The 22978-nt window shown below is 56.5% G+C and carries 21 protein-coding genes; 12 read left to right on the top strand and 9 right to left on the bottom strand.

Features of this window, described 5'->3' with window-relative positions; translation table 11 throughout:
- Positions 1 to 139 precede the first annotated feature (139 nt).
- Positions 140 to 1048 carry a LysR family transcriptional regulator gene (locus GOV89_RS17600; protein ID WP_171180605.1) on the bottom strand — a complete coding sequence of 303 codons (909 nt, stop codon included), beginning with the start codon at positions 1046 to 1048 and terminating at the stop codon, positions 140 to 142.
- A gap of 230 nt (positions 1049 to 1278) precedes the next feature.
- Between GOV89_RS17600 and GOV89_RS17595 the strand changes: the two genes are divergently transcribed.
- From GOV89_RS17595 to GOV89_RS17580, 4 genes are read left to right on the top strand one after another with little or no spacing between them, the layout of a single operon-like run.
- Positions 1279 to 3732: an FAD-dependent oxidoreductase gene (locus GOV89_RS17595; RefSeq protein ID WP_171238738.1), complete on the top strand. Its 2454-nt coding sequence runs from the start codon at positions 1279 to 1281 to the stop codon at positions 3730 to 3732.
- 14 nt (positions 3733 to 3746) lie between these two features.
- Positions 3747 to 5267 (top strand): trimethylamine methyltransferase family protein, encoded by a 1521-nt coding sequence (locus GOV89_RS17590; protein ID WP_171180609.1) that lies wholly within the window; start codon positions 3747 to 3749, stop codon positions 5265 to 5267.
- A 56-nt stretch (positions 5268 to 5323) separates the two neighbouring features.
- Positions 5324 to 6349 (top strand): Ldh family oxidoreductase, encoded by a 1026-nt coding sequence (locus GOV89_RS17585; protein WP_171180612.1) that lies wholly within the window; start codon positions 5324 to 5326, stop codon positions 6347 to 6349.
- On the top strand, positions 6350 to 7591 hold the full coding sequence (locus GOV89_RS17580) for an FAD-binding oxidoreductase (protein WP_171180614.1): 1242 nt from the start codon (positions 6350 to 6352) through the stop codon (positions 7589 to 7591).
- A 52-nt stretch (positions 7592 to 7643) separates the two neighbouring features.
- Here the strand turns inward: GOV89_RS17580 and GOV89_RS17575 are convergent, their stop codons facing one another.
- From GOV89_RS17575 to GOV89_RS17550, 6 genes are all read right to left on the bottom strand, one after another.
- Positions 7644 to 8639, bottom strand: coding sequence for an ABC transporter ATP-binding protein (locus GOV89_RS17575; RefSeq protein WP_171180617.1), 996 nt, complete (start codon positions 8637 to 8639; stop codon positions 7644 to 7646).
- A complete protein-coding gene (locus GOV89_RS17570; protein ID WP_171180619.1) occupies positions 8636 to 9670 on the bottom strand; it encodes a Gfo/Idh/MocA family protein in 1035 nt (344 codons plus the stop codon). The genes GOV89_RS17575 and GOV89_RS17570 overlap by 4 nt, the downstream gene beginning before the upstream one ends.
- Entirely contained in the window at positions 9667 to 10506 is an 840-nt protein-coding gene (locus GOV89_RS17565; RefSeq protein WP_171180621.1) for a carbohydrate ABC transporter permease, read from the bottom strand. The genes GOV89_RS17570 and GOV89_RS17565 overlap by 4 nt, the downstream gene beginning before the upstream one ends.
- Before the next feature lie 10 nt (positions 10507 to 10516).
- Positions 10517 to 11431 (bottom strand): carbohydrate ABC transporter permease, encoded by a 915-nt coding sequence (locus GOV89_RS17560; RefSeq protein ID WP_171180623.1) that lies wholly within the window; start codon positions 11429 to 11431, stop codon positions 10517 to 10519.
- Positions 11432 to 11495: 64 nt separating this feature from the next.
- Complete coding sequence (locus tag GOV89_RS17555; RefSeq protein WP_171238737.1) at positions 11496 to 12746, bottom strand: ABC transporter substrate-binding protein; 1251 nt, start codon at positions 12744 to 12746, stop codon at positions 11496 to 11498.
- Complete coding sequence (locus tag GOV89_RS17550; protein ID WP_254451545.1) at positions 12743 to 13666, bottom strand: N-acetylmuramic acid 6-phosphate etherase; 924 nt, start codon at positions 13664 to 13666, stop codon at positions 12743 to 12745. The genes GOV89_RS17555 and GOV89_RS17550 overlap by 4 nt, the downstream gene beginning before the upstream one ends.
- A 147-nt stretch (positions 13667 to 13813) precedes the next feature.
- Here GOV89_RS17550 and GOV89_RS17545 point away from each other — a divergent pair, with 147 nt between their 5' ends.
- From GOV89_RS17545 to nagA, 4 genes are read left to right on the top strand one after another with little or no spacing between them, the layout of a single operon-like run.
- The gene (locus GOV89_RS17545) at positions 13814 to 14701 is read left to right on the top strand and encodes a BadF/BadG/BcrA/BcrD ATPase family protein (RefSeq protein ID WP_171180629.1); all 888 of its coding nucleotides are present in this window, start codon (positions 13814 to 13816) and stop codon (positions 14699 to 14701) included.
- The gene (locus GOV89_RS17540; protein ID WP_171180631.1) at positions 14688 to 15443 is read left to right on the top strand and encodes a GntR family transcriptional regulator; all 756 of its coding nucleotides are present in this window, start codon (positions 14688 to 14690) and stop codon (positions 15441 to 15443) included. The genes GOV89_RS17545 and GOV89_RS17540 overlap by 14 nt, the downstream gene beginning before the upstream one ends.
- Before the next feature lie 13 nt (positions 15444 to 15456).
- Entirely contained in the window at positions 15457 to 16485 is a 1029-nt protein-coding gene (locus GOV89_RS17535; RefSeq protein ID WP_171236644.1) for an SIS domain-containing protein, read from the top strand.
- Positions 16482 to 17642 carry an N-acetylglucosamine-6-phosphate deacetylase gene (gene nagA, locus GOV89_RS17530; RefSeq protein WP_171180635.1) on the top strand — a complete coding sequence of 387 codons (1161 nt, stop codon included), beginning with the start codon at positions 16482 to 16484 and terminating at the stop codon, positions 17640 to 17642. The genes GOV89_RS17535 and nagA overlap by 4 nt, the downstream gene beginning before the upstream one ends.
- Positions 17643 to 17743: 101 nt before the next feature.
- Here nagA and GOV89_RS17525 read toward each other — a convergent pair whose 3' ends face one another.
- Positions 17744 to 18640 (bottom strand): LysR family transcriptional regulator, encoded by an 897-nt coding sequence (locus tag GOV89_RS17525; protein ID WP_171238735.1) that lies wholly within the window; start codon positions 18638 to 18640, stop codon positions 17744 to 17746.
- Positions 18641 to 18801: 161 nt separating this feature from the next.
- On the opposite strand from GOV89_RS17525, the gene GOV89_RS17520 reads away from it, so the two are divergent.
- The 4 genes from GOV89_RS17520 (at position 18802) to GOV89_RS17505 (ending at position 21612) form a co-directional block, all read left to right on the top strand.
- Complete coding sequence (locus GOV89_RS17520) at positions 18802 to 19296, top strand: nuclear transport factor 2 family protein (RefSeq protein ID WP_217352178.1); 495 nt, start codon at positions 18802 to 18804, stop codon at positions 19294 to 19296.
- 20 nt (positions 19297 to 19316) lie between these two features.
- Positions 19317 to 19709, top strand: coding sequence for a nuclear transport factor 2 family protein (locus GOV89_RS17515; RefSeq protein WP_171180639.1), 393 nt, complete (start codon positions 19317 to 19319; stop codon positions 19707 to 19709).
- Positions 19706 to 20308, top strand: a complete 603-nt coding sequence (locus tag GOV89_RS17510) for an NAD(P)H-dependent oxidoreductase (RefSeq protein WP_171180641.1) — start codon at positions 19706 to 19708, stop codon at positions 20306 to 20308. Before GOV89_RS17515 ends, GOV89_RS17510 begins: the two co-directional genes overlap by 4 nt.
- 188 nt (positions 20309 to 20496) lie before the next feature.
- The gene (locus GOV89_RS17505; protein ID WP_171238734.1) at positions 20497 to 21612 is read left to right on the top strand and encodes an adenylate/guanylate cyclase domain-containing protein; all 1116 of its coding nucleotides are present in this window, start codon (positions 20497 to 20499) and stop codon (positions 21610 to 21612) included.
- A gap of 34 nt (positions 21613 to 21646) precedes the next feature.
- Here GOV89_RS17505 and GOV89_RS17500 read toward each other — a convergent pair whose 3' ends face one another.
- Positions 21647 to 22975 carry an HlyD family type I secretion periplasmic adaptor subunit gene (locus GOV89_RS17500; RefSeq protein WP_171238733.1) on the bottom strand — a complete coding sequence of 443 codons (1329 nt, stop codon included), beginning with the start codon at positions 22973 to 22975 and terminating at the stop codon, positions 21647 to 21649.
- Positions 22976 to 22978: the final 3 nt, after the last annotated feature.

Genomic DNA, 22978 nt, shown 5'->3' with positions numbered 1-22978 from the left:
TCTCATGGCCGTGTGCAAAAACAAGAAGTTGGATCGCCTTGCGGTTTCGCCTCTGGTGCCCCTGACTTGGTCTATTGCTGATTGCGGTTCGCAGATCCGGCGGTAACCGCCCTCTGGCGGGCCTGGTGGGGCCAAAGCATCAACATTCGTTGAAATTTGATCTACTAACGGAGTCCTCGACCAACCAGTTGAAAACCAAGGCGGCGCGATCCGATGAGGTGTTGTGTAGCACCACGTAGAAATCAAGCGGGGCTGACAGTGTCTGCGGTAAAAGCTTGGTCAACTTGCCGGATGTGATCAAGCCTGCGGTCAGGCCTTCCCACCCCAGCACGGCACCCATGTCATCCTGTGCAGCTTGCAGGGCAATGGTGTAGTTGTTCACCCTGTGCCCCGATTTAAGCGACCCTGAATACCCAAGGCCGGCAGCCCATTCCTGCCAACCTGTCCAATCGGTGCCAGGTGCGTCCAGATGTATAAGCGGGACTTTGGACAGGTCCTGCAACTGGTCGATTTTGTGCTGCCGGACGAACTGAGGGCTCGCCAAAGCCATGATCCGGTCCCGAAACAGCACCTGACTTGTACCGCGTTCCCGAGAGGCATCGCCGTAACGGATACTGATGTCGCACTTTTGTGTGTCATACCCCAGATCGGTGACAACCTGAGTAACCGAGATATGCCCGTAGCTTTTCCAGAATTGCGCCAGTCGCGGTGTCAGCCATAGCGAACTGACGGCCGTGCTGGATCGGATCGTGACACCGGAGCGATCGTATTGTGAGCGCAGCTGCTTGAGCGCCTCGCTGATGCCTTCGAAACCGCGTTGCAGCGCTACCAGCAGATAGGCTCCGCTTTCGGTCAACTCGACCCCTCGATGGTGGCGGTGAAACAAAGCGCAATTGAGTTCGACCTCCAGCGCTTTGACCTGATGGCTGATGGCGGCGGGCGTTACGTTCAACTCAGTCGCGGCCTGTTTAAAGCTGACATGGCGTGCCGCGGCCTCAAAACTGATCAGTGAGCTGAGCGGCGGCAGTTCGTATGGGCCAATGGGCAAGGTGATCTGACCTGTATCTTGCAGTTTTAAGTTATTTTCCTCGTCATAGGATTATTCGCATTAGCTGAATTTGCCCAGAGTGAAAATTTTTACAATTGCCATCCTCGCCCATGAACGCGATGATTTGGCCAAAGAAGCACGTGTTGCACAGTGTCCCGGTCAAACCGAGTACCCGCCCGGCGGGACAACGTTGGCCGGGATTTGGCGCGTAACGGAAGAGGAGAATTCAAATGCAGTCACATGCAGAAGTGGTTGTTGTCGGGGGCGGGTGTGTCGGAGCCTCGATCCTGTACGGCCTGACCGAACATGGGTGCACCGATGCCGTAATGCTGGAACGGACGACATTGACCTCGGGCTCGACCTGGCACGCGGCCGGTCTGCTAGTGACTTTCGTGCGCTCGCACAATGTGTCGAAGATGACGATGGAAACCATCCGCATCTATACCGAGGTCGAGGAAAAGATGGGCAGCTCGGTCGGGTTGCGGAAAGTCGGTCAGCTGCGCGTTGCAAACACCGAAAAGCGCTGGGACGAGTTCCAGTCTTATATCTCGATCGCCGAGGCCGCTGGTGTGCCGTGTAAGCTGTTGACTCCGGAAGAGGTGGCCGAGGTTCATCCGTTGCTGAATCAGTCTGAACACATCCGGGGCGGTATCCTGCATACCGAAGACGGCTATGTGAACCCCGCTGACATCACCATGGCGATGGCAAAACTGGCGCGTGATGCAGGGGCGAAAGTTTATCAGAACACCGAAGCGCAGTCTTACGAAAAGTTGGAGAACGGGCTTTGGAAAGTGACCACCGACAAGGGTGAGATCACCTGTAAGCATCTGATCTTTGCCACTGGCAACTACGCGCGCGAAAACGCGCGGCGGGTGGGGCTGGATCTGCCATGTATTCCAATCGTACACCAATACTGGACCACCGAGACCGTGCCGCTGCTGAAGGAGCGTCGTGCACAGGGGCTGCCGGAATTCCCGATCCTGCGCGACGAGGATTATGGTGCATATCTGCGCGAGGATGTGGGGGGCATTCAGTTTGGACCCTACGAATTCACCAAAGACCTCAAGCTGTTTGCCGAAGACCGTGTGCCGCCCGACTTCGGCGCCGATCTGCTGCCTGAGGATTTCGACGCGGTGGAAACCCAATGGGAGCGTGCCATCGAGCGTGTGCCGACTTTGGGCGAGGTTGGTATCAAGGCCAACACACGCGGCCCGTTCCAGATGACACCGGACGAATTGCCTTTGGCGGGCCCTGCCCCCGGGCATGAAAACCTGTGGCTGGCCGAAGGGATGCCGGGAGGTATTTTGTGGGGCGGGACAGTCGGCAGTCGCCTGGCGCAATGGATTGTAAATGGCGATCCGGGTATGGACATGTCCGAACTCGACCCACGCCGTTTTTCCGACTACGCTTCGAAACGCTGGACCATGGACAAGGTGCGCGAGACCTGGGGCACCCATATGGACGCGCATGTTCCAGGAGAGGACTTCCCGGACGCGCGCCCGATGAAAACCATGGGGTCTTATGATCTGCTAACCGCGCACGGCGCGGTGTGGACCAGCTTCAACGGATACGAGTTCCCCCGGTGGTTTGCCAAATCCCCCGAGGAGGCGATCCCCGAGCACTCTTTCCGGCGCACCAACCATATGGAACTGGTACAGGCCGAGGTGCGTACGACCCGCGAAGAGGCCGGGTTCATCGAAATGTCGCCGATGACCAAGTTCACCGTGCGCGGCCCCGGTGCCGCAAAATGGCTGGACAGTCTGATGGCCAACAAATTGCCGAAGATTGGCCGCATGACCCTGTCGCTGATGTTGAACGACAAGGGCGGTATGGATGCGGAATACACCATCGTTCGATATGCCGAGGATGATTTCTATCTGATCTCGACCCCTAACTGGCGAGCGTACAACTGGGATCAGTTGCAGCGCCTGCTGCCCAAGGATGGCTCGGTCATGATGGAGGATATCTCGGAACAGCTGGGCGTTATTGCTTTGGCCGGTCCGAAAGCTCGTGAGATCCTGCAACCGCTGACGGACAACGACCTGTCGAACGAAGCTTTCCCGTGGCTGTCTGCGCAGATGGGTGAGGTGGGCTATGCCAAAGGTGTTAATCTGCTGCGCGTCTCGTATACCGGCGAGCTGGGATGGGAGCTGCACCACCCGGTCGGATATAACCGCCATTTGGTCGATCTGCTTCTCAAGGCTGGGGTGAAGCCCTTTGGCCTGGAAGCCTTGGAGTCGATGCGGCTTGAGAAATCCTATCGGGCGATCAACCGCGAGATTTGCAAGGATATGACACCCTACGAAGCTGATCTGGGCCGCTTTGTCGCCATGACCGAGAAAGTCAATGGCGAGGTGGTCGAGCGGGAATTCATCGGCAAGGCTGCGTTGCAAAAGCAAAAGGCAGAGGGTGGTTACAACACGCTGGTGACTCTGAAACTGCCGTTCTGCGATACCTCAGTCATGTTTGACGAAGGCGTCTATGCCGATGGCAAGCTGATCGGGCGCGTCACGTCGGGTGGATTTTCCTACTACTGCAACCACGACATCGCAATGGCCCTGGTGCCACAGGGCATGACCGCACCGGGTACGACAATGCAGGTGCTGATCCACAATGAAATGCGTGATGCCGAGGTGATCGACATCTGCGCTGTTGACCCGACCAGCGCACGCGCCCGGGCCTGAGAAGGAGAGCTGAAATGGCACAAGCAAGAGGACGGTCCAGCCGTGGCGGTGGGCGCGCGGCACGCGTTCAGGCCCGCACCAACCCACCCCCGGTCTATTTACCGACCCTGAACCGCAAGATTGGGCCGATCGATCTGCTTGGCCCCGAGGGGGTCGAGCGTATTCACAATGCCGCAATGACCATTCTGGAAACCACCGGCATTGAATTTCGCGATCCGGTGGCTTTGGCGGACTGGAAAAAATACGGCGCAGATGTGCAGGGCGAGCGCGTCCGGATCGGGCGCGACATGCTGATGGACCTGATCTCGTCAGTACCTTCAGAATGGGCTTATGCGGCACGCAACCCAGAGCGGTCTTTGCGTGTGGGTAACGAACACTCGGTCTTCGCGAACGCCTATGGCGCACCTTTTGTCTATGATCTTGACGGCGTGCGCCGCCCCTCGCAGTTGGAGGATGCGCAAAACTTCTTCAAGTTGAGCCAGATGAGCCAGTCGATGATGGTTCCGGGTATTCTGCCGGTGGAACCGCAGGATGTTCCGGTTCCGCAGCGCCATCTTGAGCTTGTGCATGCGGCGTTGACGCTGACGGACAAGCCGATCAAAGGTTCGGTATTGTCAGAGCAGGCAGCACGTGACTCGGTGGACATGACCCGGATCGTGTTTGGCGCAGAGTTTGTAGACAATAACGTAGTGATGGCTGCGCTGCTGAACTGCAACACGCCGCTGGTCTGGGATGAGACCATGCTGGAAAGCTTGCGCGTTTATGCTGCGGCCAACCAGCCTTGCCTGCTGTCGCCTTTCGTTTTGGCGGGGGCTTCAACGCCGGCCAGCCCGCAGGGTGGTGTGGCATTGCTGATTGCGGAATCCTTGGCGGGCATGGCCTATAGCCAGATCATCCGACGCGGCGCGCCGATGGTTCTGGGCGTGGCAATCATGGGTGTGTCGATGAAAACCGGCGCGCCGATGATGGGGTCGCCGGAGCCGGGTCTGATGAACCTGTTGGTGGGTCAGATGGCGCGGTTCTATCAGGTGCCCTGGCGGACTTGCACCATGTGGACCGGGTCAAAGTCACCCGACATGCAGGCCGGCTTTGACACGGCCAACACGATGTGGCCCGTGCTGCTTGGCGGGGCGAATTACATTGTGCACTCTGCCGGTTTTCTGGAAGGGGCGTTGGGGGTCAGCTACTCGAAATGGGTGCAGGACACCATGCAGCTTGAGAATTTCCATCGCTTTTTCAGTGGGCTTCAAGAGGAAAACCTGGATCTGTTGCTAGACGACATCGCCCGGATCGGCCCCGGAGGGCATTTCCTGGGTACGGACCACACGCGTGAAAACCCGATGCATATGAATCACTTGCAAAACAACGACAGTTTTGAACAGTGGGAAGCCGAAGGTTCGAAGACGGCAGAGGTTGTTGGCAATGAAGCCGCGCGGCGTATGCTGGACAACTATGTGCAGCCTCCGATGCCTGACGATCAACGCGGTGCGCTGGACGAGTTTGTTGCCAAAAAGCGCCGGGAATACAGCAGTTAACCCTGACGTGGGCGCTGACGCGCCCCGTTGAACCACACAAGGACAGGATCACCCCAATGACGGAAATCTCGACGAAGACGCTCTCACTCGAAGAGGTCAGGGAATTGGCCAGATCGATCCTTGTGGCAGCGGGTATGGATGCGCAAGGCAGCACCGTTCTGGCGGATATCGTCACCCGATCCGAACGGGACGGTCCCCGCAGTCATGGGTTGCGCATGCTACCGGTTTATGTTCAAAGTTTTACTTCTGGCTATGCCAATCCGGCGGCGTCGCCCAAGGTTGAGCGTATTGCGCCCGGTGTTTTGCGCGGGGATGGCGACAACGGGTACTATCAACTCGCAGCGGGGATGGCGCGGGACGAGTTGATTGCCATGGCCCGAGAAAACGGCATTGCCGCTTTCACTTGTGCCAATTGCCATCACCTGGCTGCGCTGCGTTTTGACACCGAACCTCTGGCCGAAGCGGGTCTGGTGGCGCTGGGCGTTGTGAACTCATTGTCAACGGTGGTGCCACAAGGCGGAGTGCGCCCGGTTTTCGGGACCAATCCGATGTCATTTGCGTGCCCGCGTGAAGGGGCTGAGCCGATTGTTTGGGATCAGGCGTCTTCGATGGTTGCGCTTATGGATATTCGCATGGCGGCGGCCGAAGGGCACGATCTGCCCCGCCCGGCGGGTTTGGCGCCGGATGGCCAACCTACGGCCGATCCGAATGCCATTCTCGAGACCCGCAGCCTGTTGCCCTTTGGCGAGCATAAAGGGGCCGCGATTGCCTTTCTGATCGAAGTTTTAGGCGCGGCGCTGGCCGGTGGCACCCTGTCAGTAGACAATGCCAAACGTGTGGAGCACGGCGCTTTGAACATCAAAGGCGGCTCCACTCTGATCGCGATTGATCCCACGCGCTTTGGGAACCCGGGTTTTGACGACTACGTCAAACGCATATGTGCCGAAATCGACGGCAACGGCACGGCTCGCGTTCCAGGTGACGGACGGTTGAAAAATCGCGCCGCTGCGCAGGAAAAAGGCGTGGTTGTCAGCGTAGAGTTGCTGTCACAGCTGCATGAAATTCAGCAGGAAAGCCTTTAAATGTCAGAAGTTGCGGTTGTCGGCGGCGGTATCGTCGGCATTTCCTGTGCTCTGGCGCTTCAGTCAGAGGGGCACCAGGTCACGGTTATGGAACCCAACACCGTTGGTGAGGGGGCCAGTTGGGCGTCGTGCGGCTGTATTGCGGTGGGGGAAATTGTTCCTCTATCGCAACCCGGAATGATGCTGAAAGTACCTGGGTGGTTGCTGGACAGCGAAGCGCCCTTGTCGTTGCGTCCAAGTTCAGCGTTGAAGTTATTGCCGTGGTTCTCACGGTTCACCGCCAACGCCCGCCCATCAAAAATGCGTGCCATTGCCTCTGATCTCGCGCGGCTGACATTCTCGGCCACCGCGGATTTCAAGGCGCAATTGCAGGACATCGGCGAACCTGAAATGCTGATAGAGCGACCCGTCATCAAGCTGTTCGACGATGATGCCGACAAGGCGACCATGGGGGCGGCTTTTGATCTGGCGCGCGAACTTGGCTGCACCATTGATGAAATCTCGGGCCATGATGCACACGAGCTTGACCCAGCGATAGCGCCCGATTTCAAATATGCGGCGGTGTTGCGGGACTGGAGTTATGTGACGGACCCTAAACGCCTGGTCGAAGCCTTGCACCAGACATTTTTGAAACGAGGCGGAACTGTAAAACGGGTAGGGGCCGTAGGGTTCGACCGCGAAGGCCGAAAGGTGCAATCGGTTAAACTGACCGACGGAACTGAGTTTTTTGCAGATCAATTTGTCTTGGCTGCGGGTGCACGATCCAAAGGCTTGGCGAAAGATCTTGGAGTACCAATTCGACTGGAGGGTGTGGCAGGGTATTCAACGGCATTGTCAGATCCGGGTGTGGAGCTGAAACACACGATTTTCTACCCTAAAGGCGGGTTCGGCGTTACGCCGTATGACGGAGCTCTGGCTGTCGCGGGTACAATCGAGTTCGCCAGTTTGGACGCAGCACCAAACTGGAACCGGGCGGATGTGCTTGTGCGACGGGCGCATCGGGTCTTGCCCGGCCTGAAGACGGACGTTGCCGAGCGTCGCGTCGGCTATCGCCCCTTCACTCCGGACACGCGACCGATCATCGGGCGCAGTCATCGTCTGGACAACGTCCAATTCGCCACCGGGCATGGTCAGCTTGGGCTGACTTTGGCTGCCACCACCGCCCGGTTGGTGGCAGATAACACGGCTGGGCGGAGACTTCATGTCGATGTAAAGGCTTTTTCACCTGATCGTTTTTCCTGAACCAGGCGCGAAGCTTGATAAGCTGTTGCGGTGAGCGGAATTCAGTAGCGGCTCAGGCCAGCCGCGCGCCATGTGTGTCGAAGCGATAGCTGCGATCTGGCGTATAGCCAATCTGTATCTCTTGGCCCGTGTCCACGTGATGCTGGCCAAAAAGGCGGGCTGTGACCTGATGGCCTTGCATCATCGCGATCACATTCGTGTCTCCGCCCAGATGCTCGACATGGGTCACTTTTGCGGCAAGCGGACCGTCATCGGCCAGAAAGAGATCCTCGGGGCGGACGCCCATTGTGATGTCCGCGCTGTCGCCAACCACGCTGGCGGGGAAGAAATTCATTGACGGTGCGCCAAGGAAACCGGCGACAAACTGATTGGCAGGATTGTTGTACAGCTCCATCGGGCTGCCGACCTGCTCAACGCGCCCATCGCGTAGCACGACGATCTTGTCTGCCAAAGTCATCGCTTCGGTCTGATCATGGGTTACATAAATCATCGAAGCGTCCAGCTGCTGGTGCAAATTCGCGATCTCAAGCCGCGTGTTCATACGCAAAGCCGCGTCCAGATTTGATAGAGGTTCGTCAAACAGGAACAGTTTGGGTTCGCGAACAATCGCGCGACCGATGGCAACACGCTGACGCTGACCGCCGGACAGCTCGGACGGGTAGCGGTCGATGTAAGGTTCAAGGTTCAACATCTTGCTCGCCTTGGCGACACGTTCATCAATGACCTGCTTAGTTTGGCCTTCCTGTTTCAGCGCCAGTGACATGTTCTTTCGCACATTCAGATGCGGGTAGAGCGCATAGCTCTGGAACACCATCGCGATACCGCGCTTGGAGGGCGGTGTGAGGTTCATCAGCTCGCCGCCAATGCGCACTTCGCCCGATGTAACATCTTCCAGACCTGCGATCACGCGCAATAGGGTGGACTTGCCGCAGCCCGAGGGGCCGACGAAGACGACGAACTCGCCGTCTTCCACTTCGATATTGATGTCCTTGAGAACCTCGACATTGCCAAAGGACTTGTTCACGTTCGTAAGCGTCAGGGCGGTCATTGGTGTGCCTCTTTCAGCGAAATGGGTTGGCCAGTACGGATGCTTTCGTCTGCTGCCAGACAGATGGCCAGCGATTGCACGGCGTCGTTCATGTGGCGGGTCAGATCGATATCCTCGACAATGGCGCGCAGCATATAGGCCTGCTCTGCGTCGCAAAGCTCCTGATGGCCGGGTTCATCGGGCATGTCGATCTGACTGTCCCCCTCGGGGCGGTGGACCAGAATGCCGCCGACCTTGGTGTGGCCGTCGATATCTGAGGATGCGCCCTCGTTGCCATCGGTGATCGAAACCGACCCGTTGGGCGAGACGATGTCTTTCACGAAAAACGCGGTCTCAGACATCATCGGGCCCCAACCGGCCTCGTACCAACCGACCGAGCCGTCCTCAAAGACCACCTGAAACTGTCCGTAATTGTACATGTCTTTAGCGATCTCATCGCTCAGGCGCAGCCCCATGCCATGTACGCGCACCGGGTCTGAGTCCGTGATCTGGCACATCACGTCGACGTAGTGCACGCCGCAATCGACGATAGGAGAGGTGGTCTGCATCAGCGCCTTATGCGTTTCCCACTCGGCCCCGCTGCTTTGCTGGTTGAGGTTCAGGCGAAACACATATGGCCCGCCAAGGTCACGCGCCTCGGAAATCAGGCGCATCCACGACGGGTGATGGCGCAGAATGTAGCCGATCACCAGTTTGCGGTTGGTTTGGGTGGCCTTTTCGACAACGCGTTTGGCATCGGCCACTGTGGTGGCCAGTGGTTTTTCAACGAAGACATGCGCGCCGGCTTCCATTGCGGCGCAGGCATAATAGGCATGGCTGTCGGAATAGGTGGCGACAACCACCAAATCCGGATTTGTTTCGGTCAACGCAGAGTGGAAATCCGAATAGGCGGGATAATGACCCAACTCGGGATGCTCCACATGACCGGACCTGTTCACCAGCCCCACGATTTGCGCGTCCGGATGCTGGTGATGGGCCAGCGCGTGGCTTAGGCCCATATTGCCAAGGCCTGCAATCAGAACTCGGGTCATTTGACAGCTCCTGAAGTGATGCCGCGGATCAGTTGGCGTGAGAAGATGACGTAGAGCACCAGCACCGGCAGGATCGCCATCGACAGGGCAGAAAGAACCGCATTCCAATCGGTGACGAATTGACCGATGAAGACCTGACTGCCCAGCGTCAGGGTCTTGGTCTCTTCAGCGGGGGCGAGGATCAGCGGGAACCACAGATCATTCCAGATCGGTATCATGTTGAACACAGCCACTGTCGCCATTGCCGGGCGCACTAGCGGAAGGACAAGACGGAAAAAGATTGTGTATTCAGACAATCCGTCGACACGGCCCGCATCTTTCAGGTCGTCCGAGACCTGTCGCATGAACTCGGACAGGATAAACACCGCCAACGGCAATCCTTGTGCCGTGTAGACAAGGATCAAGGCCCAAAGCGTGTTGACAAGCCCGGTGGCCACCATCATCTCGAGGATCGCGACGGTACCGATACGGATCGGAATCATGATCCCAAGCGCCAGATAGAGACCCATTAGCAGGTTGCCCTTGAACCGGTATTCACTGAGGGCAAAGGCCGCCATGGCACCAAAAAGCAGGATGAATGTCAGCGATACCACCGTAACGATCATCGAATTCTGGAAATAGAGGAAGAAATCCCCTTGTTTCATCACCGTCTGGTACCCGATCAGCGAAAAGCTTTCGGAATCGGGTAGGGCAAGCGGTTCACGGAAGATGGCGCGGCGGGTTTTAAAGCTGTTGATGATGATGACGAAGACCGGGAACAGGGCGATCAGCGTGTAAAGGATCAGCGCCCCATGCATGGCGGCTGTGTTCAGCGGGTTTTGGCGTGCTTTGTTCATGGCCATGCCCTCACAACTGGTACCTGCGCATCCGGGTCTGGATGCCGAATAGGTAGATGCAGACCCCCACGAGGATGATCGCGAACATGGCCCCTGCGATAGCGGATCCCATATGCGGATCACCCAGTTGCAATTGGAAGCCAAAGAAAGTGCGGTACATGAATGTACCAAGGATGTCGGTTGAGAAATCCGGCCCTGCCAGTGCCCCCTGAGAGACATAAATCAGGTCGAACGCGTTGAAGTTACCTACAAATGTCAGGATTGAAATGATTCCGATAGACGGCAGGATCAGCGGCAATTTGATTTTCCAGAACGCGGAAGCTCCGGTAATCCCGTCAATCTCTCCGGCCTCTAGGATTTCTTCCGGGATCGACAGCAAGGCGGCATAGATCAACATCATCGGGATGCCGACGAACTGCCAGACCGACACCAGCGCCAGCGTTGTCAGTGCGTATTCTTCTTTACCCAGCCACGGTGCAAACAGTGATTTCAAACCAATGGCGTCCAGCATCGACGGAGCAATGCCCCAGAGTGGTGACAAGATCAGTTTCCAGGCAAACCCAACGATCACAAAGCTTAGGATCGTGGGGATGAAAATGGCCGAACGGTAAAGCGCGGCGAACCTCAGACGCGGATGTGACAAGATTGCTGCCAAGGCGATGCCGATGGGGTTCTGCACGAGCATGTGGATCAGGAAAAACCAGAAGTTATTTCCCAACGCGTTCCAAAACTGTTCGGACCAGATAGGGTCGAAAAACAGCGTGCGGAAATTCTGTATGCCCACATAAACGCGCGTCTGATCGACCTCGGTGAACAGTGCGAGGCGGAGCGTGTTGAACAAAGGGAAGATCATCACCCCCGTGTAGACCAGAACCGCAGGGGCAAGGAAAACGACGATATGCCAGCGTATGCGGCGGGTCTGCATGTTGGTCTCCGGGAAAAGGACCGGACGCGAAATCCCGCGTCCGGTGATGGTTAGCTGTCAGGTTTTACTGATGCGGCGCGTACCAACTGGCCAGACCGTCCTGCAGTTGCTGGCCCAGAGCCTCGGGGGTTTCGGTGCCTTTTATAGCAGCAACAGATGCGCCCCAGGTTTCATTTTCTAGATTCGGTGTGCCGCGCGACAGGATCTGGTAGGTCGAACGGATCGTGCTTTCGCACTCATCTCGCCAGCCCACGATTTCTTTTGCCAACGGGTCTTCCAGTTCGACCGGAGTGTTGGATAAGGGGAAGAACCCAGGAACCGCGTTGCCAAAGATGCTGGCGAATTCCGGGCTGGCGACCCAGGACAGGAATGTCCGCGCGGCCTCTTGGTTTTCACTGGCGGCATTCAGGCCGATGCCAATATCGGTGTGGTCCGAGATATAGCAGGTGTCACCTGCATTCTGGACCGGAGGCTTGAAGGCACCCATTTCGAAATCGGCCTGCGTGTTAAAGCCAGCGATTTCCCAACTGCCTGCCGGATAAATCGCGGCGCGACCGAGGGTGAACAGGTTCTGACTGTCAGGATAGGTCTGTGCCTCATAACCGTCCCCCAGATAGTCCGCCCATTTAGCAAGTGTTGCATAGGGTGCAACCCATTGCGGGTCGGTCAGTTTCTGCTCGCCTTTGATCAGCGCCTGACGGCCTTCCTCACCTTTCCAATAGTTCGGGCCGATGTTGTTGTAGCCCATCGTCGCGGCTTCCCACTGGTCGTTGGTGCCCATCGCCATCGGGATATAGGTGCCGTCTTCCTTGATCTTGTCCAAAGCAGCAAAGAACTCGGCCTCTGTGGTGGGGACTTCAAGGCCCAACTCGTTGAAGGCGTCTTTGTTGTAAATGAAGCCGTGGATCACCGACGCCATCGGCACGCAGAAGCTGGCGGATGCGTCATCGGTCTGCCATGCGGATTTCGCAACATCTGAGAAATTGCCCATGGCCTCGAGGTCGGACAGGTCGGTGAGATGCCCGCTTTCGTACAGCGCCAGCGAAGCATCAAACGGGCGGCAGGTGATCAGGTCGCCGGCCGATCCGGCCTCAAGTTTCGAGTTCAGAACCGCGTTGTACTCGGCAGGCGCGGAGGGTGAGAAGATAACCTTGATCCCCGGGTGCTCTGCTTCGAACGCTGGAATGATCTTTTCCTGCCAAAGGGCCAGGTCGTCGTTGCGCCAGCTTTCGATTGTCAGCGTAGCCTCTTGCGCATAGGCGCTTGTGACCAGCGCTGTGGTCATTAGTGCCAAGCTTAAAACTTTGCGTTTCATTTGGTTTCTCCCAGGTTGATGTTATCGTTTTTGTGTTTCAGTCGATTCATTGCGCGACGCAGATGGCCGTTTTCTTCATTCAGCAACGCGTGTGCAGCCTCGGCAGACCTGGCTCCAGCTGCAACAAGCGCGCCGATTTTGAGGTTGCCGTCAGCGGCGGTCAGCGCCGATGCGGCTTGTTCCGCGGTAACACCTGTCAGCTGACGCACGATTCCATTGGCGCGGGCGCGCAGTTTGTCATTGTCGGCACGCAGGTTGATCATCATGCCGTCCTGAATATGCCCCAACTCCATGGCCATCAGAGTCGATAACATGTTCAACGCTATTTTTTGCGCCGTTCCCGCGCCCATTCGGGTTGAGCCGGAAACCAGTTCGGGTGGTGTAGGCAGAAGGATCGCGTGATGTGCCAATTGCAACAGCTCGGTGCCTGCGTTGTTGGCGATACCTATAACTTTGGCGCCCTTATCGCGTGCGATACGCGCTGCCGCGACCGTGTATGGTGTTGTTCCGCTTGCCGATACAGCGATCAGAGTATCCCGGACGGTCAGGTCGGCAAGTTCATCTGTGAGAGTGGTCGAGATATCTTCGACGTCGCCAGGCATTTCCGCGTTGGAAGGTAAGCCACCCGCCATGTGGATGCGAACCTGATGTGCCGGGATTGAAAAAGTGCCCCCAAGTTCAAGCGCGTCTGCCGCAGCCATCAACCCGGAAGAGCCAGCAGCTAGATAACGCAGAACGCCTTCTGCCCGGATCGTTGCGGCCATGGTCACAGCCCCTTCGCAGATCGGGTCAACTGTGTCCAGCGGCGCCGATGCAGCCTTTGCTTGCGACTGTGCAAGAAGGGCGGCGACATCCGACAGCGGTCGCGCGTCCAGCCCGATCGCGTTTGGGTGCAACTGCTCTGTCACAGGCGTGTTCAAGTGATTCTCCCCCGGTCTATCGGCATCATACCTTTTAGATACCATTAGTCTACCACTTTGTTTACGGCATTAGAAAATACCAATTTTTCGATATCAGGTCACGTTTTGGCCTTCTAAATTTAAAAAAGGTATTATAAAGGTCTCTTCATGACTAGCGGCTCTGACAATCTGATTCTGGCAATAGATGGTGGTGGCACGCGGTGCCGCCTGGCCCTGTTCGATGGCGTTCAAACTTGGCGGGTTGAGGTTGGATCGGCAAACGTATCGACCGATTTCGAAACGTCCTGTGCGGAGCTTGTGAGTGGACTGGCTGTCCTTTGCAAACAGGCTGGTATTGAACTTGCAGAGATTGCACGAGCGCCAGCATACGTGGGCTTGGCGGGCGTCACCGGACAAGCCATTGCTGACCGTTTGGCCGCAGCCCTGCCATTTGCGCGCGTGCGCATAGAAGATGATCGCCCATCTGCTCTGCGTGGCGCGCTGGGGCCGCGTGACGGGTTTGTCGCGCATTGTGGCACCGGATCTTTTATAGCTGCGCAGCGAAGTGGAGCGACCGCCTTTGTCGGAGGATGGGGGCCGGTCTTGGGTGACCAAGCCTCGGCCCAGTGGGTCGGCAAGCGCGTTTTGTCGGAGGTGTTGGAGTGCGCTGATGGCATGCGTGCGGCGTCTGAAATGTCCGAACACTTGCTGCGCCAATTCAATGGGACCTCTGGTGTCGTAAAAGCCGCATCTATGATGACACCCACTGAGTTTGGCGCTTTGGCACCTGTCGTCACGCAGTTTGCAGGGCAGGGGGATACAGGTGCACAATCGATTATGCAGGCGGGCGCCGACTATCTGGCGGATAGGCTTGTGAAGATGGGTTGGAGCCCTGGTGCTGCAATTTGCCTGACGGGCGGAATTGGCCCGTACTATTCCACGTTTCTGCCTGAGGACATGCAGCAAGCCTTGGTGCAGCCATCAGGTGATCCACTGTCAGGCGCGATCGCTTTGGCGCAGGCTTTCAAAGAGGAGATCGAACATGAGCGTTGTTGATTTCCTAAGGCCCGAGGGATGGCTGGGGCAGACCGCCGGGCCACGTTATGTGCAGCTGCGCCAGCGGCTTGAGCAAGGCATCGAAGAAGGTATCCTGCCGCCCAACAGCTCTCTGCCGCCCGAACGTGAGATTGCAGAGTTGACCGACCTGTCGCGTGTCACTGTGCGCAAGGCCATTCAGGAACTGGTGCGCAAAGGGACGATAGAACAGCGGCAGGGTTCAGGCTCATTCGTGCGTGAACCAGTCGCCCGGGTCGAGCAGTCTTTGTCACACCTGACTTCATTTACCGAGGACATGGAGCGGCGTGGTTTTGAGACGACCTCAACCTGGCTGGAACGCGGAATTTTCCTGCCAGCACCGGACGAGATGCTGGCACTGGGTCTATCGGCCAATGATCAAGTTGCGCGAATTCACCGTCTTCGAGCCGCCGGAGGACGCCCGATGGCTCTGGAGCGCGCGGCGCTTCCTTTGGATATCCTGCCCAATCCGACCGAGGTGACCGGGTCGCTTTATGCCGTTCTGGAACGATCGGGCCATCGCCCGGTGCGTGCGATCCAAAAGATCTCGGCCATCAATCTTGAAGCAGCCGAAGCGCGTTTGCTGGACGTTGCCGAAGGAACCGCCGGGCTACGCATCCAGCGCACGTCATATCTGGAAAGCGGGCGTGTCGCAGAACTTACCCGATCCATTTATCGCGGCGATGCCTACGACTTCGTGGCCGAACTGCGCTTGTCAAACTGAAAGGCCGGACCTGATGTCCAACCAACTCACACTCATGCGACAGGAAATCAACGAAATTCCCACCGCCGTTGACCGTCTGCTGACTGACGGTTCCGAGGCGATCAAAGCAGCCGCACTTGAAGTGCGGTCGCGCGATCCGCGCTTTTTGATTTCCGTCGCGCGCGGTTCGTCCGATCATGCCTGCAGTTTTCTGAAATACACTTCTGAACTGCTGCTGGGCCTACCTATGGCCTCGGTGGGTCCAAGCGTCAAATCGATCTACGGTGTGGATATGCGCTGTCCCGATGCGCTGTGTGTCTCGGTTTCCCAATCCGGTCAGAGCCCCGACATCGTACGCCTTACACAATCACTGACCCAGGGCGGTGCCTATTCGGTTGCAATCACCAACGACACCGGCTCGGCCTTGGCGAATGTTGCTTCAGCCGCGTTGCACATTCATGCAGGGCCGGAACTGAGCGTTGCCGCGACCAAAACATTTGTGACTTCACTGGTTGCCGGGCTTTGGTTGCTGGCTGAGATTAAGGACGACGCCGCATTGTTGTCCGCGATCCGAAATCTGCCAAAAGACCTGGAACGAGCCATAACCTGTGATTGGGGAACGGTGATCGACGCGATCAATGGTCAATCGCTGTTCACTTTGGGGCGCGGAACGACTTGGGCGATCTCGAACGAAGCTGCGTTGAAATTCAAGGAAACCTGCCAGATCCATGCCGAAAGCTACTCCTCTGCAGAGGTGCTTCACGGCCCGGTTTCCATTGTGGATCAAGGCTTTCCGGTGCTTGCCTTTTCATCCGGCGACGCAGCTGAGGACAATTTAGCCGAAGTTGCCGATGCTTTGGCAGCCAAGGGCGCAAAGGTATTTGCAACAACGGATCGCGTGAAGGATGCGGTGTCGCTGCCACATGTTCGGACCGCGCATTGGATGACCGATCCTGTCGCCTCTATCGCATCTTTTTATAGTATGGTTGAAATCGTTGCCACCCGCCGTGGTATCAATCCCGACACACCTCGCCATCTTCGGAAAGTGACTGAAACGGTATGAGTGGCTCGATCATCACCTTTGTGGGCGGACCGATCTTTGACGGAAGGACGCTGTTTTCAAACCACGCCGCCCGGTTTGTAGATGGAACGCTTGACGCGATCGTACCTACAGATGATCTGCCATCGGAAACCCGGACCGAGGATCTGGCCGGTGACATTCTTAGCCCCGGTTATGTGGATCTACAGGTGAATGGCGGCGGCGGCGTGATGTTCAACGACGACCCATCGGTCGAGACGTTGCGGCGGATCGCTCGGGCGCATCGCGGGTTGGGTACGGTTTCTATTCTGCCGACCCTGATCACAGGCACGCCGGAAAAAACCACAGCTGCCATTCGAGCCGCGATACAAGCTGTACGCAGCCGGGTTCCGGGCATCGCTGGGCTGCACTTGGAAGGCCCGCATTTGTCAATACGCCGCAAGGGTGCCCATGATGGCGCACTAATCCGCCCGATGGAGAGTGCCGATCTGGACCAATTGTTGACAGCTGCCCGCGACTTACCTGCGCTGATGGTCACATTGGCTCCTGAAAATGTCGCGATTGATCAGGTCGAAGCTTTGACCAAGGCAGGGGTTATCGTCTCGCTGGGTCACACCGACGCCCCGTACGACACATGTGTGGCTTACGCGAAAGCCGGCGCAAGTTGCGCAACGCATCTGTTCAACGCAATGAGCCAGTTTGGCAGCCGCGAACCCGGTTTGGTGGGCGCAGTGCTTTCGACTGGGAACCTGTCTGCCGGGTTGATTGCGGATGCTGTACATGTGCATCCGGAAACGATGCGAGCCGCTTTTAAGGCCAAACGCGGGCCAGGAGAGATTTTTCTGGTGAGCGATGCGATGGCAGTGGCCGGAACGGATCTGAAAGAGTTTTACCTGGAAGGGCGGCTTATCCGGCGCGAAAAGGGCAAGCTGACATTGCAAGACGGCACTTTGGCTGGAGCCGATCTGGACCTGACCACGGCCATTCGAAACCTTACAACAAAGCTGGGTATGCCTTTGTCACAAGCGTTGACGGCAGCAACCCGTGTGCCGTCCAAATTGATTCATAAGGGATCATATGGGCAAAAGCCCTCGCTTTCCGAATTGATACGGATCGCGCCGGACCTCTCGAAAGCTATGCCGGTTCAGCCCCACTCTGCTGTTGCTCCAGCGGGTTCTTAGTTGTTGGCCGAGGCTTTAAGCCGAAGCATCGACGGACAACTGCTTCGTGGACAACAGCCTTGGTCATAAAGGCCGTGCTGAAACTAAGCCTCAACCGAAGTCTAAAGCGTTTCTTGCTGTTTTATATGTTCGATGAACAGTTTCAAAGGCATCATTGATCTGTACTCCCGAGGAAAATACAAGAAAATCCCGGGTGTTAGGCCAAGATGGTCTTCCAGAACAGGTTTCAAGAGGCCAGCATCGATTTCGGCCGCCACATAGGCCCTGAATGTGTACACCAGCCCCAACCCTAGCTTTGCCATATCGACCGAGGCAGGTAAGGTGTTTGTAATCAGATTTCCTTGTACTTGGACGGAATACGAGCCGTCTTTCGAGTTAAAACTCCAAGGCGCAATCTGGCCGGAGGAGTGAAACCTGTATCGGACACAGTTGTGTTCAAGAAGATCGCGCGGTTCTTTGGGCGTGCCGTGGGCGGTGAGGTACGCAGGGCTGGCTGTAACGGCAACGGGCAATGGTCGAGTAAGCCGAACCGCAACCATGTCTGGTGCAACACGGTCCCCTAGACGGAAACCGGCATGCAGTTCTTCGCCCAGAATGTCCGAAAGCGCATCCGTCAAAGACAGTTCCAACTCGATCTCGGGGAACTTGGCGCAAAAGCTGTTCAAGATCGGGCTCACGTACAGATGGTAGGCAAATTCTGGCATTGCCAGCTTAAGGGTGCCACGCGCGGCATGACCCGTCCTGCGCGCGCTTTCAACGGCCTCGGACAATTGGTCAAAGGCCGGGCCTGCGCCGCGTATAAGCGCACGTCCGGCTTCGGTCAGGCTGATCGAGCGTGTCGTTCGGATGAATAGTGCGGTGCCGAGCTGATCCTCCAGTGACTTCAACTGATGGCTCACTGTCGACGGTTTGACGCCAAGCGCTTCGGCTGCAGCTCGCTGCGACCCCTGTTGGGCTATGGCAGTGAAGACTTCGAGCGTCGCGAGCGGTAAGCGCATGGGATCTCCGTTCCAGAATATTATTCGAAATAATACATGAAAGAAGTGAAAGTTGAGGGAATTATCTTTCAAGAACGGAATAGTTAAATTCTCGTCATCACGGCATGGACCCGTAGAAAGCAGTGCTGTCGCCAAACGCCCGAGCGCCAGAGAGGACGAAAATGAAAACCCTGACCAAAACAGTAGCACTCACCATCGCAATCATAGCTGGAGGTAACGCCATGGCCGCCTCGCCGGAAGAGAACATCAAAGTGGTGCAAGATTTCTTTGCCGCCTATGGGGCAAATGATCTGGATGGCATCGCCGCCGTAATGGATGAAGAGGTCAAATGGCACATTCCCGGCCGTCATCCGTTGTCCGGCACTAAATCTGGGCGTGATGAGGTGCTTGCTTTCTTCGCGCAGTTGGGCGCAGCCGGGTTTCAGGCCGAGCCCATTTATTTCGGAGCGGATGAAACACATGTGGTCGATATTCACCGGGGTTGGTCAAATGCAGACGTCAAGCCAAATGTCGATACGACCTGGGCGCTGGTCTACCGTATCGAGGATGGCAAGATCGTCGAAGCGACCAACCTTTCCGCCGATCAGGATTCAGCCAACACGTTCTTCTGGTCGCAGTATAATCTAGCACCGTTGCCGGATCGGTTGGCTAAGTAACCCATGAAATGGCGACGCTCATGAACGACTATCCTGAAATTCGATCGTTTATAACAGATTGGTTCGCGGGGTTTGACCGGCTTGATCCGATTGATGCGTTTTTGCAAGACCTGCATCCTGACGTGGATTGGGACATGCCGGATATTGACGCTGCCCTTATAGGCCATGAACGGGTTCGCGCTTGGTACGCAAAAGTGCTTGCAACCCTGCAAAGCCCGACCGAACACCACGTGAGCAATATTGAGATCACGCCAGACGCGGCACAGTTCGAAGTTTTGTTTCGTGCCCAAACCATTGCAGGTGAGGCCATCGAAGCACGCGTTCAGGAAAACTGGCGGTTTGATGTGCGGCCAAACGGTCGCCCGTTTATCACATCTTATTCAGCGAAACTTCTGCAAGAGACAATCACATGAAAATCCTTGTCCTCACAGCACATCCGGACCTGAACACATCCCGCATAAACCGCGCCTGGTTCGACGCACTTTCGGACGCGAGCGACGTAACCGCACGTGATTTGACAGCCATCGGTGGTGCAGAGATGCGTTTTGACATTGAAACGGAACAAGCTTTGCTACTTTCGCATGACCGGATCGTGTTTCAGTTCCCGTTCTACTGGTATTCTGCACCTCCTGTCTTGAAAGCATGGATGGATCAGGTTCTGAGCTATGGCTTCGCCTACGGACCCGGCGGTAATCGATTGAAAGGGCGTGAGATTCTGATCCTGGTTTCTACGGGTGGCCCCGAGCACAGCTATCACGCAGGCGGTTACAACAACTATTCGATGGCCGAGTTTCTTAAACCTTACCAGCAGACTGCGAACCTTGCGGGTATGACGTATCTGCGCCCGTTTGTTGCCCATGGAATGGCTTTGGCCACCCAGGACCAGATTGAAGCGACCGTACCGGATATGTTGGCCCATCTGACTGACTCGGACCTGGACCCAAAAGTCAAACAGGCACACCTGTTGGAACAGCTTGAGGATGATCCGATCAAAGCTGCGGCCGTCAGTTGATCATGTACCCAGCAATCCCATTCGGGTCCTGCAACCCGCGTTGAATTTGCTGATCGTCTTTATGAGCGTCAGTGCGGGTTCTTTCCCGACGAAAGACATGTAAACTGCCTGCACGTCCATACTTGCCAGAGGGGACCGTGTCCGAGATTGACCCACTGAATCATTGGCTGATTTCCTAAGGGCGGCTGTTGGGGGATGAAACCGCAATCGTCAAAGGATATTGCGAAGGGCTTGTCCGGCTTGGTGTGCCGCTGGCAAGGGCGCGTATTGCGCAGAACTACTCGAACCCATTGCTCAGCGCTTGGGGTATAATCTGGACACCGGACAAAACCCGCCGTTACACGGTACCCACCACCGTGCTGTCGACAAGCGCATGGCATGGCAGCCCTTTTGAATACATCGTCACCCATCGTTGTCCGTTGCGTAAACGGTTATCGGATCTCAACCTTGCGACTGAGCACCCGATCTACTCCGAGCTTGCCGAGGCGGGTGCCACCGATTTTTTGGCCATTCCACTGGAACACGGAAATGGTTCGGTTCAAGGCACTAGTTTTACCTCGAATGCAGAAACAGGGTTTTCTGATGCGCATATCCGATACATTGAAGACTCTCGGTATGCCTTGGCGGCGGCCTTGGAACCCATCGCAATGCGTCAGTCACAAAAAAGCCTGCTGCAAACCTATCTGGGCCATGGTCCCGCTGAAGAGATCGGACAAGGGCACATAAAGCGCGGGGAACACAGAACCGTTTTTGCAGCGATCCTGTTTGCGGATCTCAGAGGGTTTACAGAAAAAGCCCAAGCCTGGCCCGAAGATCAATTGCTGGACATGATGGGCAACTATTTTGAAATGGTGGTTGCACCAATTCAGGATGAAGGGGGCGATGTGCTTAAGTTCATGGGCGACGGTATTCTTGCAGTTTTTGAGGCTGATAACGGCGACGAGGCGGCATGCCAATCCGTCGTCGCAGCCGCAAGTCAGGCATTGGTCAATCTTGATGCCTTTAACAAAACCGCAGGTGGCAGCGGCCGTAAGGAAATTGAATTTGTCATAGGTATCGATTTCGGGCAGGTCACATTTGGCAATATCGGCAGCCCTGACCGGTTGGATTTCACGGTCGTGGGGCAGACCGTCAACGTGGCCAGTCGCGTTCAGGACTTATGCAAGCAACTGGGCGAAAGGACGTTGCTGACCACACGTGTCACAAAGCACCTGAAAAACAGGGGTCAATCCGTCGGTTACCACGCTATCCGGGGATTGAGCGAAGACATTGAAGTTTTCAGAGTTCCCGCTCAGGTGTCCTGATGTCAAAGGCTTTAGACGTGAGTAGGCTATTCTATTAACGCTCGGAAAAGGCGTTGCGCATCGTCTGATGAATGGGTTTCAACATGTATGCGAGCAGAGTGTTTTCACCAGTATTCATTTCCGCCACCACCGTCATTCCAGCCAAAATTGGGCGCTTGTAAGCACCGGTTCCAACAAATTGATCGTTGAGTTGGATTGAAGCGCGAAAATAGGTGTCGCCGGTTTGATCATCTATCAGCGGAACCGGAGACACGGCGGTCACGCGACCCTTAGCTTTCCCGAAACGCCGCGCATCATAGGTATCCACCGTTACGCTCACCGGTTGGTCCAAGGTAACATGTCCAATCTCTCTGTTTGGGATACGTGCTTCAACCATCAGGTCCAGTTGGGACGGCAGCAGTTCGAAAACAGTTTCCCTAGGCGCTATGACTTCGCCTGCATTGGGGAAAGCGACCGATTGCACAATCCCCGCTTTGGGGGCGACAATGCGCAAGCCGTCGAGCTTTTGGTTCACAATCCGCAGTGAAACGTCCAATTCACTGCGCAAGTCGCGGAACTCTTCGACTTTGTTGAGGGTTTCTTCACGCAAGGTCAGGGTCTGTTCTGCAAGATCAGCCTTAGCTATCGTGAGAGCATTGCGCGCCTGTGCCAGGCGGACTTCGCCCTCAGAGGCCGCAGTCCGCAGCGCGTCCAACTGATCAGCGTCCCGAGCCAGGTCGCGGGCCGTCGTCAGCCCTTGATTGTGCAAACGGTGTGCACGGTCCAGTTCGGCTTTTTTTCGCGCGACTCGTTCCAAGGTAAACCTGTGCGACGCTTTGAGGATTTCTAGAGTCTCCTGCTGCTGCAAAATCGATACGCGTTTCATGCGCTGGCTTTCAGCGTAGATTTCCAAGGTCGCAGCCGCGCGGTGATGGTTCTGACGTCGCAGCGCGGCCAATTCTGCTACAGTGAGCGCATCATCATTCCCGAGCGTTTCTAGAATTGTGCGCCCATACGTCAGTTTGCGGTCCAGGGTCGCGATCTGTTCCTTTAGTCTTTGTTGCTCTTTGCTTAGATCCGGGTGCCTCAATTCAACCAGCACATGGCCGGCATGGACTTGGTCCCCGTCCTGTACGTGAACACGATCAACGATGCCGCCGTCCATAACTTCGATCTGGGTGTAGTCGCCCGTTGGGACGATGGCACCGGGTGCGCGCGTGACCTGGGGAACAGTTGCCCACCCAGCCAGTCCAATCAACGCGGCGACCATACCAGAGAAAACCACTGCAGTCAGCGCAGCAAACCGCGCAGGCCGCTGCTGAGACTTCTGCTTTGATTTGGCGAGCGGTCCTTCTGCCCGGTTCTTGTTCAACGTTATACGCATTGT

The sequence above is a fragment of the Ruegeria sp. HKCCA5763 genome (assembly GCF_013034545.1).
Lineage (GTDB): Bacteria > Pseudomonadota > Alphaproteobacteria > Rhodobacterales > Rhodobacteraceae > Ruegeria.
Note: the sequence above shows the minus strand (reverse complement) of the source record. Positions and strands in the feature narration are given on the sequence as shown.

What these genes read in the sequence shown, in the direction of transcription:
- GOV89_RS17525 (WP_171238735.1), bottom strand. Translation starts at nt 18,640, where the DNA reads ATGCGCTTACCGCTCGCGACGCTCGAAGTCTTCACTGCCATAGCCCAA.
- GOV89_RS17565 (WP_171180621.1), bottom strand. Translation starts at nt 10,506, where the DNA reads ATGAACAAAGCACGCCAAAACCCGCTGAACACAGCCGCCATGCATGGG.
- nagA (WP_171180635.1), top strand. Translation starts at nt 16,482, where the DNA reads ATGAGTGGCTCGATCATCACCTTTGTGGGCGGACCGATCTTTGACGGA.
- GOV89_RS17540 (WP_171180631.1), top strand. Translation starts at nt 14,688, where the DNA reads ATGAGCGTTGTTGATTTCCTAAGGCCCGAGGGATGGCTGGGGCAGACC.
- GOV89_RS17580 (WP_171180614.1), top strand. Translation starts at nt 6,350, where the DNA reads ATGTCAGAAGTTGCGGTTGTCGGCGGCGGTATCGTCGGCATTTCCTGT.
- GOV89_RS17515 (WP_171180639.1), top strand. Translation starts at nt 19,317, where the DNA reads ATGAACGACTATCCTGAAATTCGATCGTTTATAACAGATTGGTTCGCG.
- GOV89_RS17545 (WP_171180629.1), top strand. Translation starts at nt 13,814, where the DNA reads ATGACTAGCGGCTCTGACAATCTGATTCTGGCAATAGATGGTGGTGGC.
- GOV89_RS17500 (WP_171238733.1), bottom strand. Translation starts at nt 22,975, where the DNA reads ATGCGTATAACGTTGAACAAGAACCGGGCAGAAGGACCGCTCGCCAAA.
- GOV89_RS17570 (WP_171180619.1), bottom strand. Translation starts at nt 9,670, where the DNA reads ATGACCCGAGTTCTGATTGCAGGCCTTGGCAATATGGGCCTAAGCCAC.
- GOV89_RS17575 (WP_171180617.1), bottom strand. Translation starts at nt 8,639, where the DNA reads ATGACCGCCCTGACGCTTACGAACGTGAACAAGTCCTTTGGCAATGTC.
- GOV89_RS17595 (WP_171238738.1), top strand. Translation starts at nt 1,279, where the DNA reads ATGCAGTCACATGCAGAAGTGGTTGTTGTCGGGGGCGGGTGTGTCGGA.
- GOV89_RS17560 (WP_171180623.1), bottom strand. Translation starts at nt 11,431, where the DNA reads ATGCAGACCCGCCGCATACGCTGGCATATCGTCGTTTTCCTTGCCCCT.
- GOV89_RS17510 (WP_171180641.1), top strand. Translation starts at nt 19,706, where the DNA reads ATGAAAATCCTTGTCCTCACAGCACATCCGGACCTGAACACATCCCGC.
- GOV89_RS17590 (WP_171180609.1), top strand. Translation starts at nt 3,747, where the DNA reads ATGGCACAAGCAAGAGGACGGTCCAGCCGTGGCGGTGGGCGCGCGGCA.
- GOV89_RS17555 (WP_171238737.1), bottom strand. Translation starts at nt 12,746, where the DNA reads ATGAAACGCAAAGTTTTAAGCTTGGCACTAATGACCACAGCGCTGGTC.
- GOV89_RS17520 (WP_217352178.1), top strand. Translation starts at nt 18,802, where the DNA reads ATGAAAACCCTGACCAAAACAGTAGCACTCACCATCGCAATCATAGCT.
- GOV89_RS17535 (WP_171236644.1), top strand. Translation starts at nt 15,457, where the DNA reads ATGTCCAACCAACTCACACTCATGCGACAGGAAATCAACGAAATTCCC.
- GOV89_RS17585 (WP_171180612.1), top strand. Translation starts at nt 5,324, where the DNA reads ATGACGGAAATCTCGACGAAGACGCTCTCACTCGAAGAGGTCAGGGAA.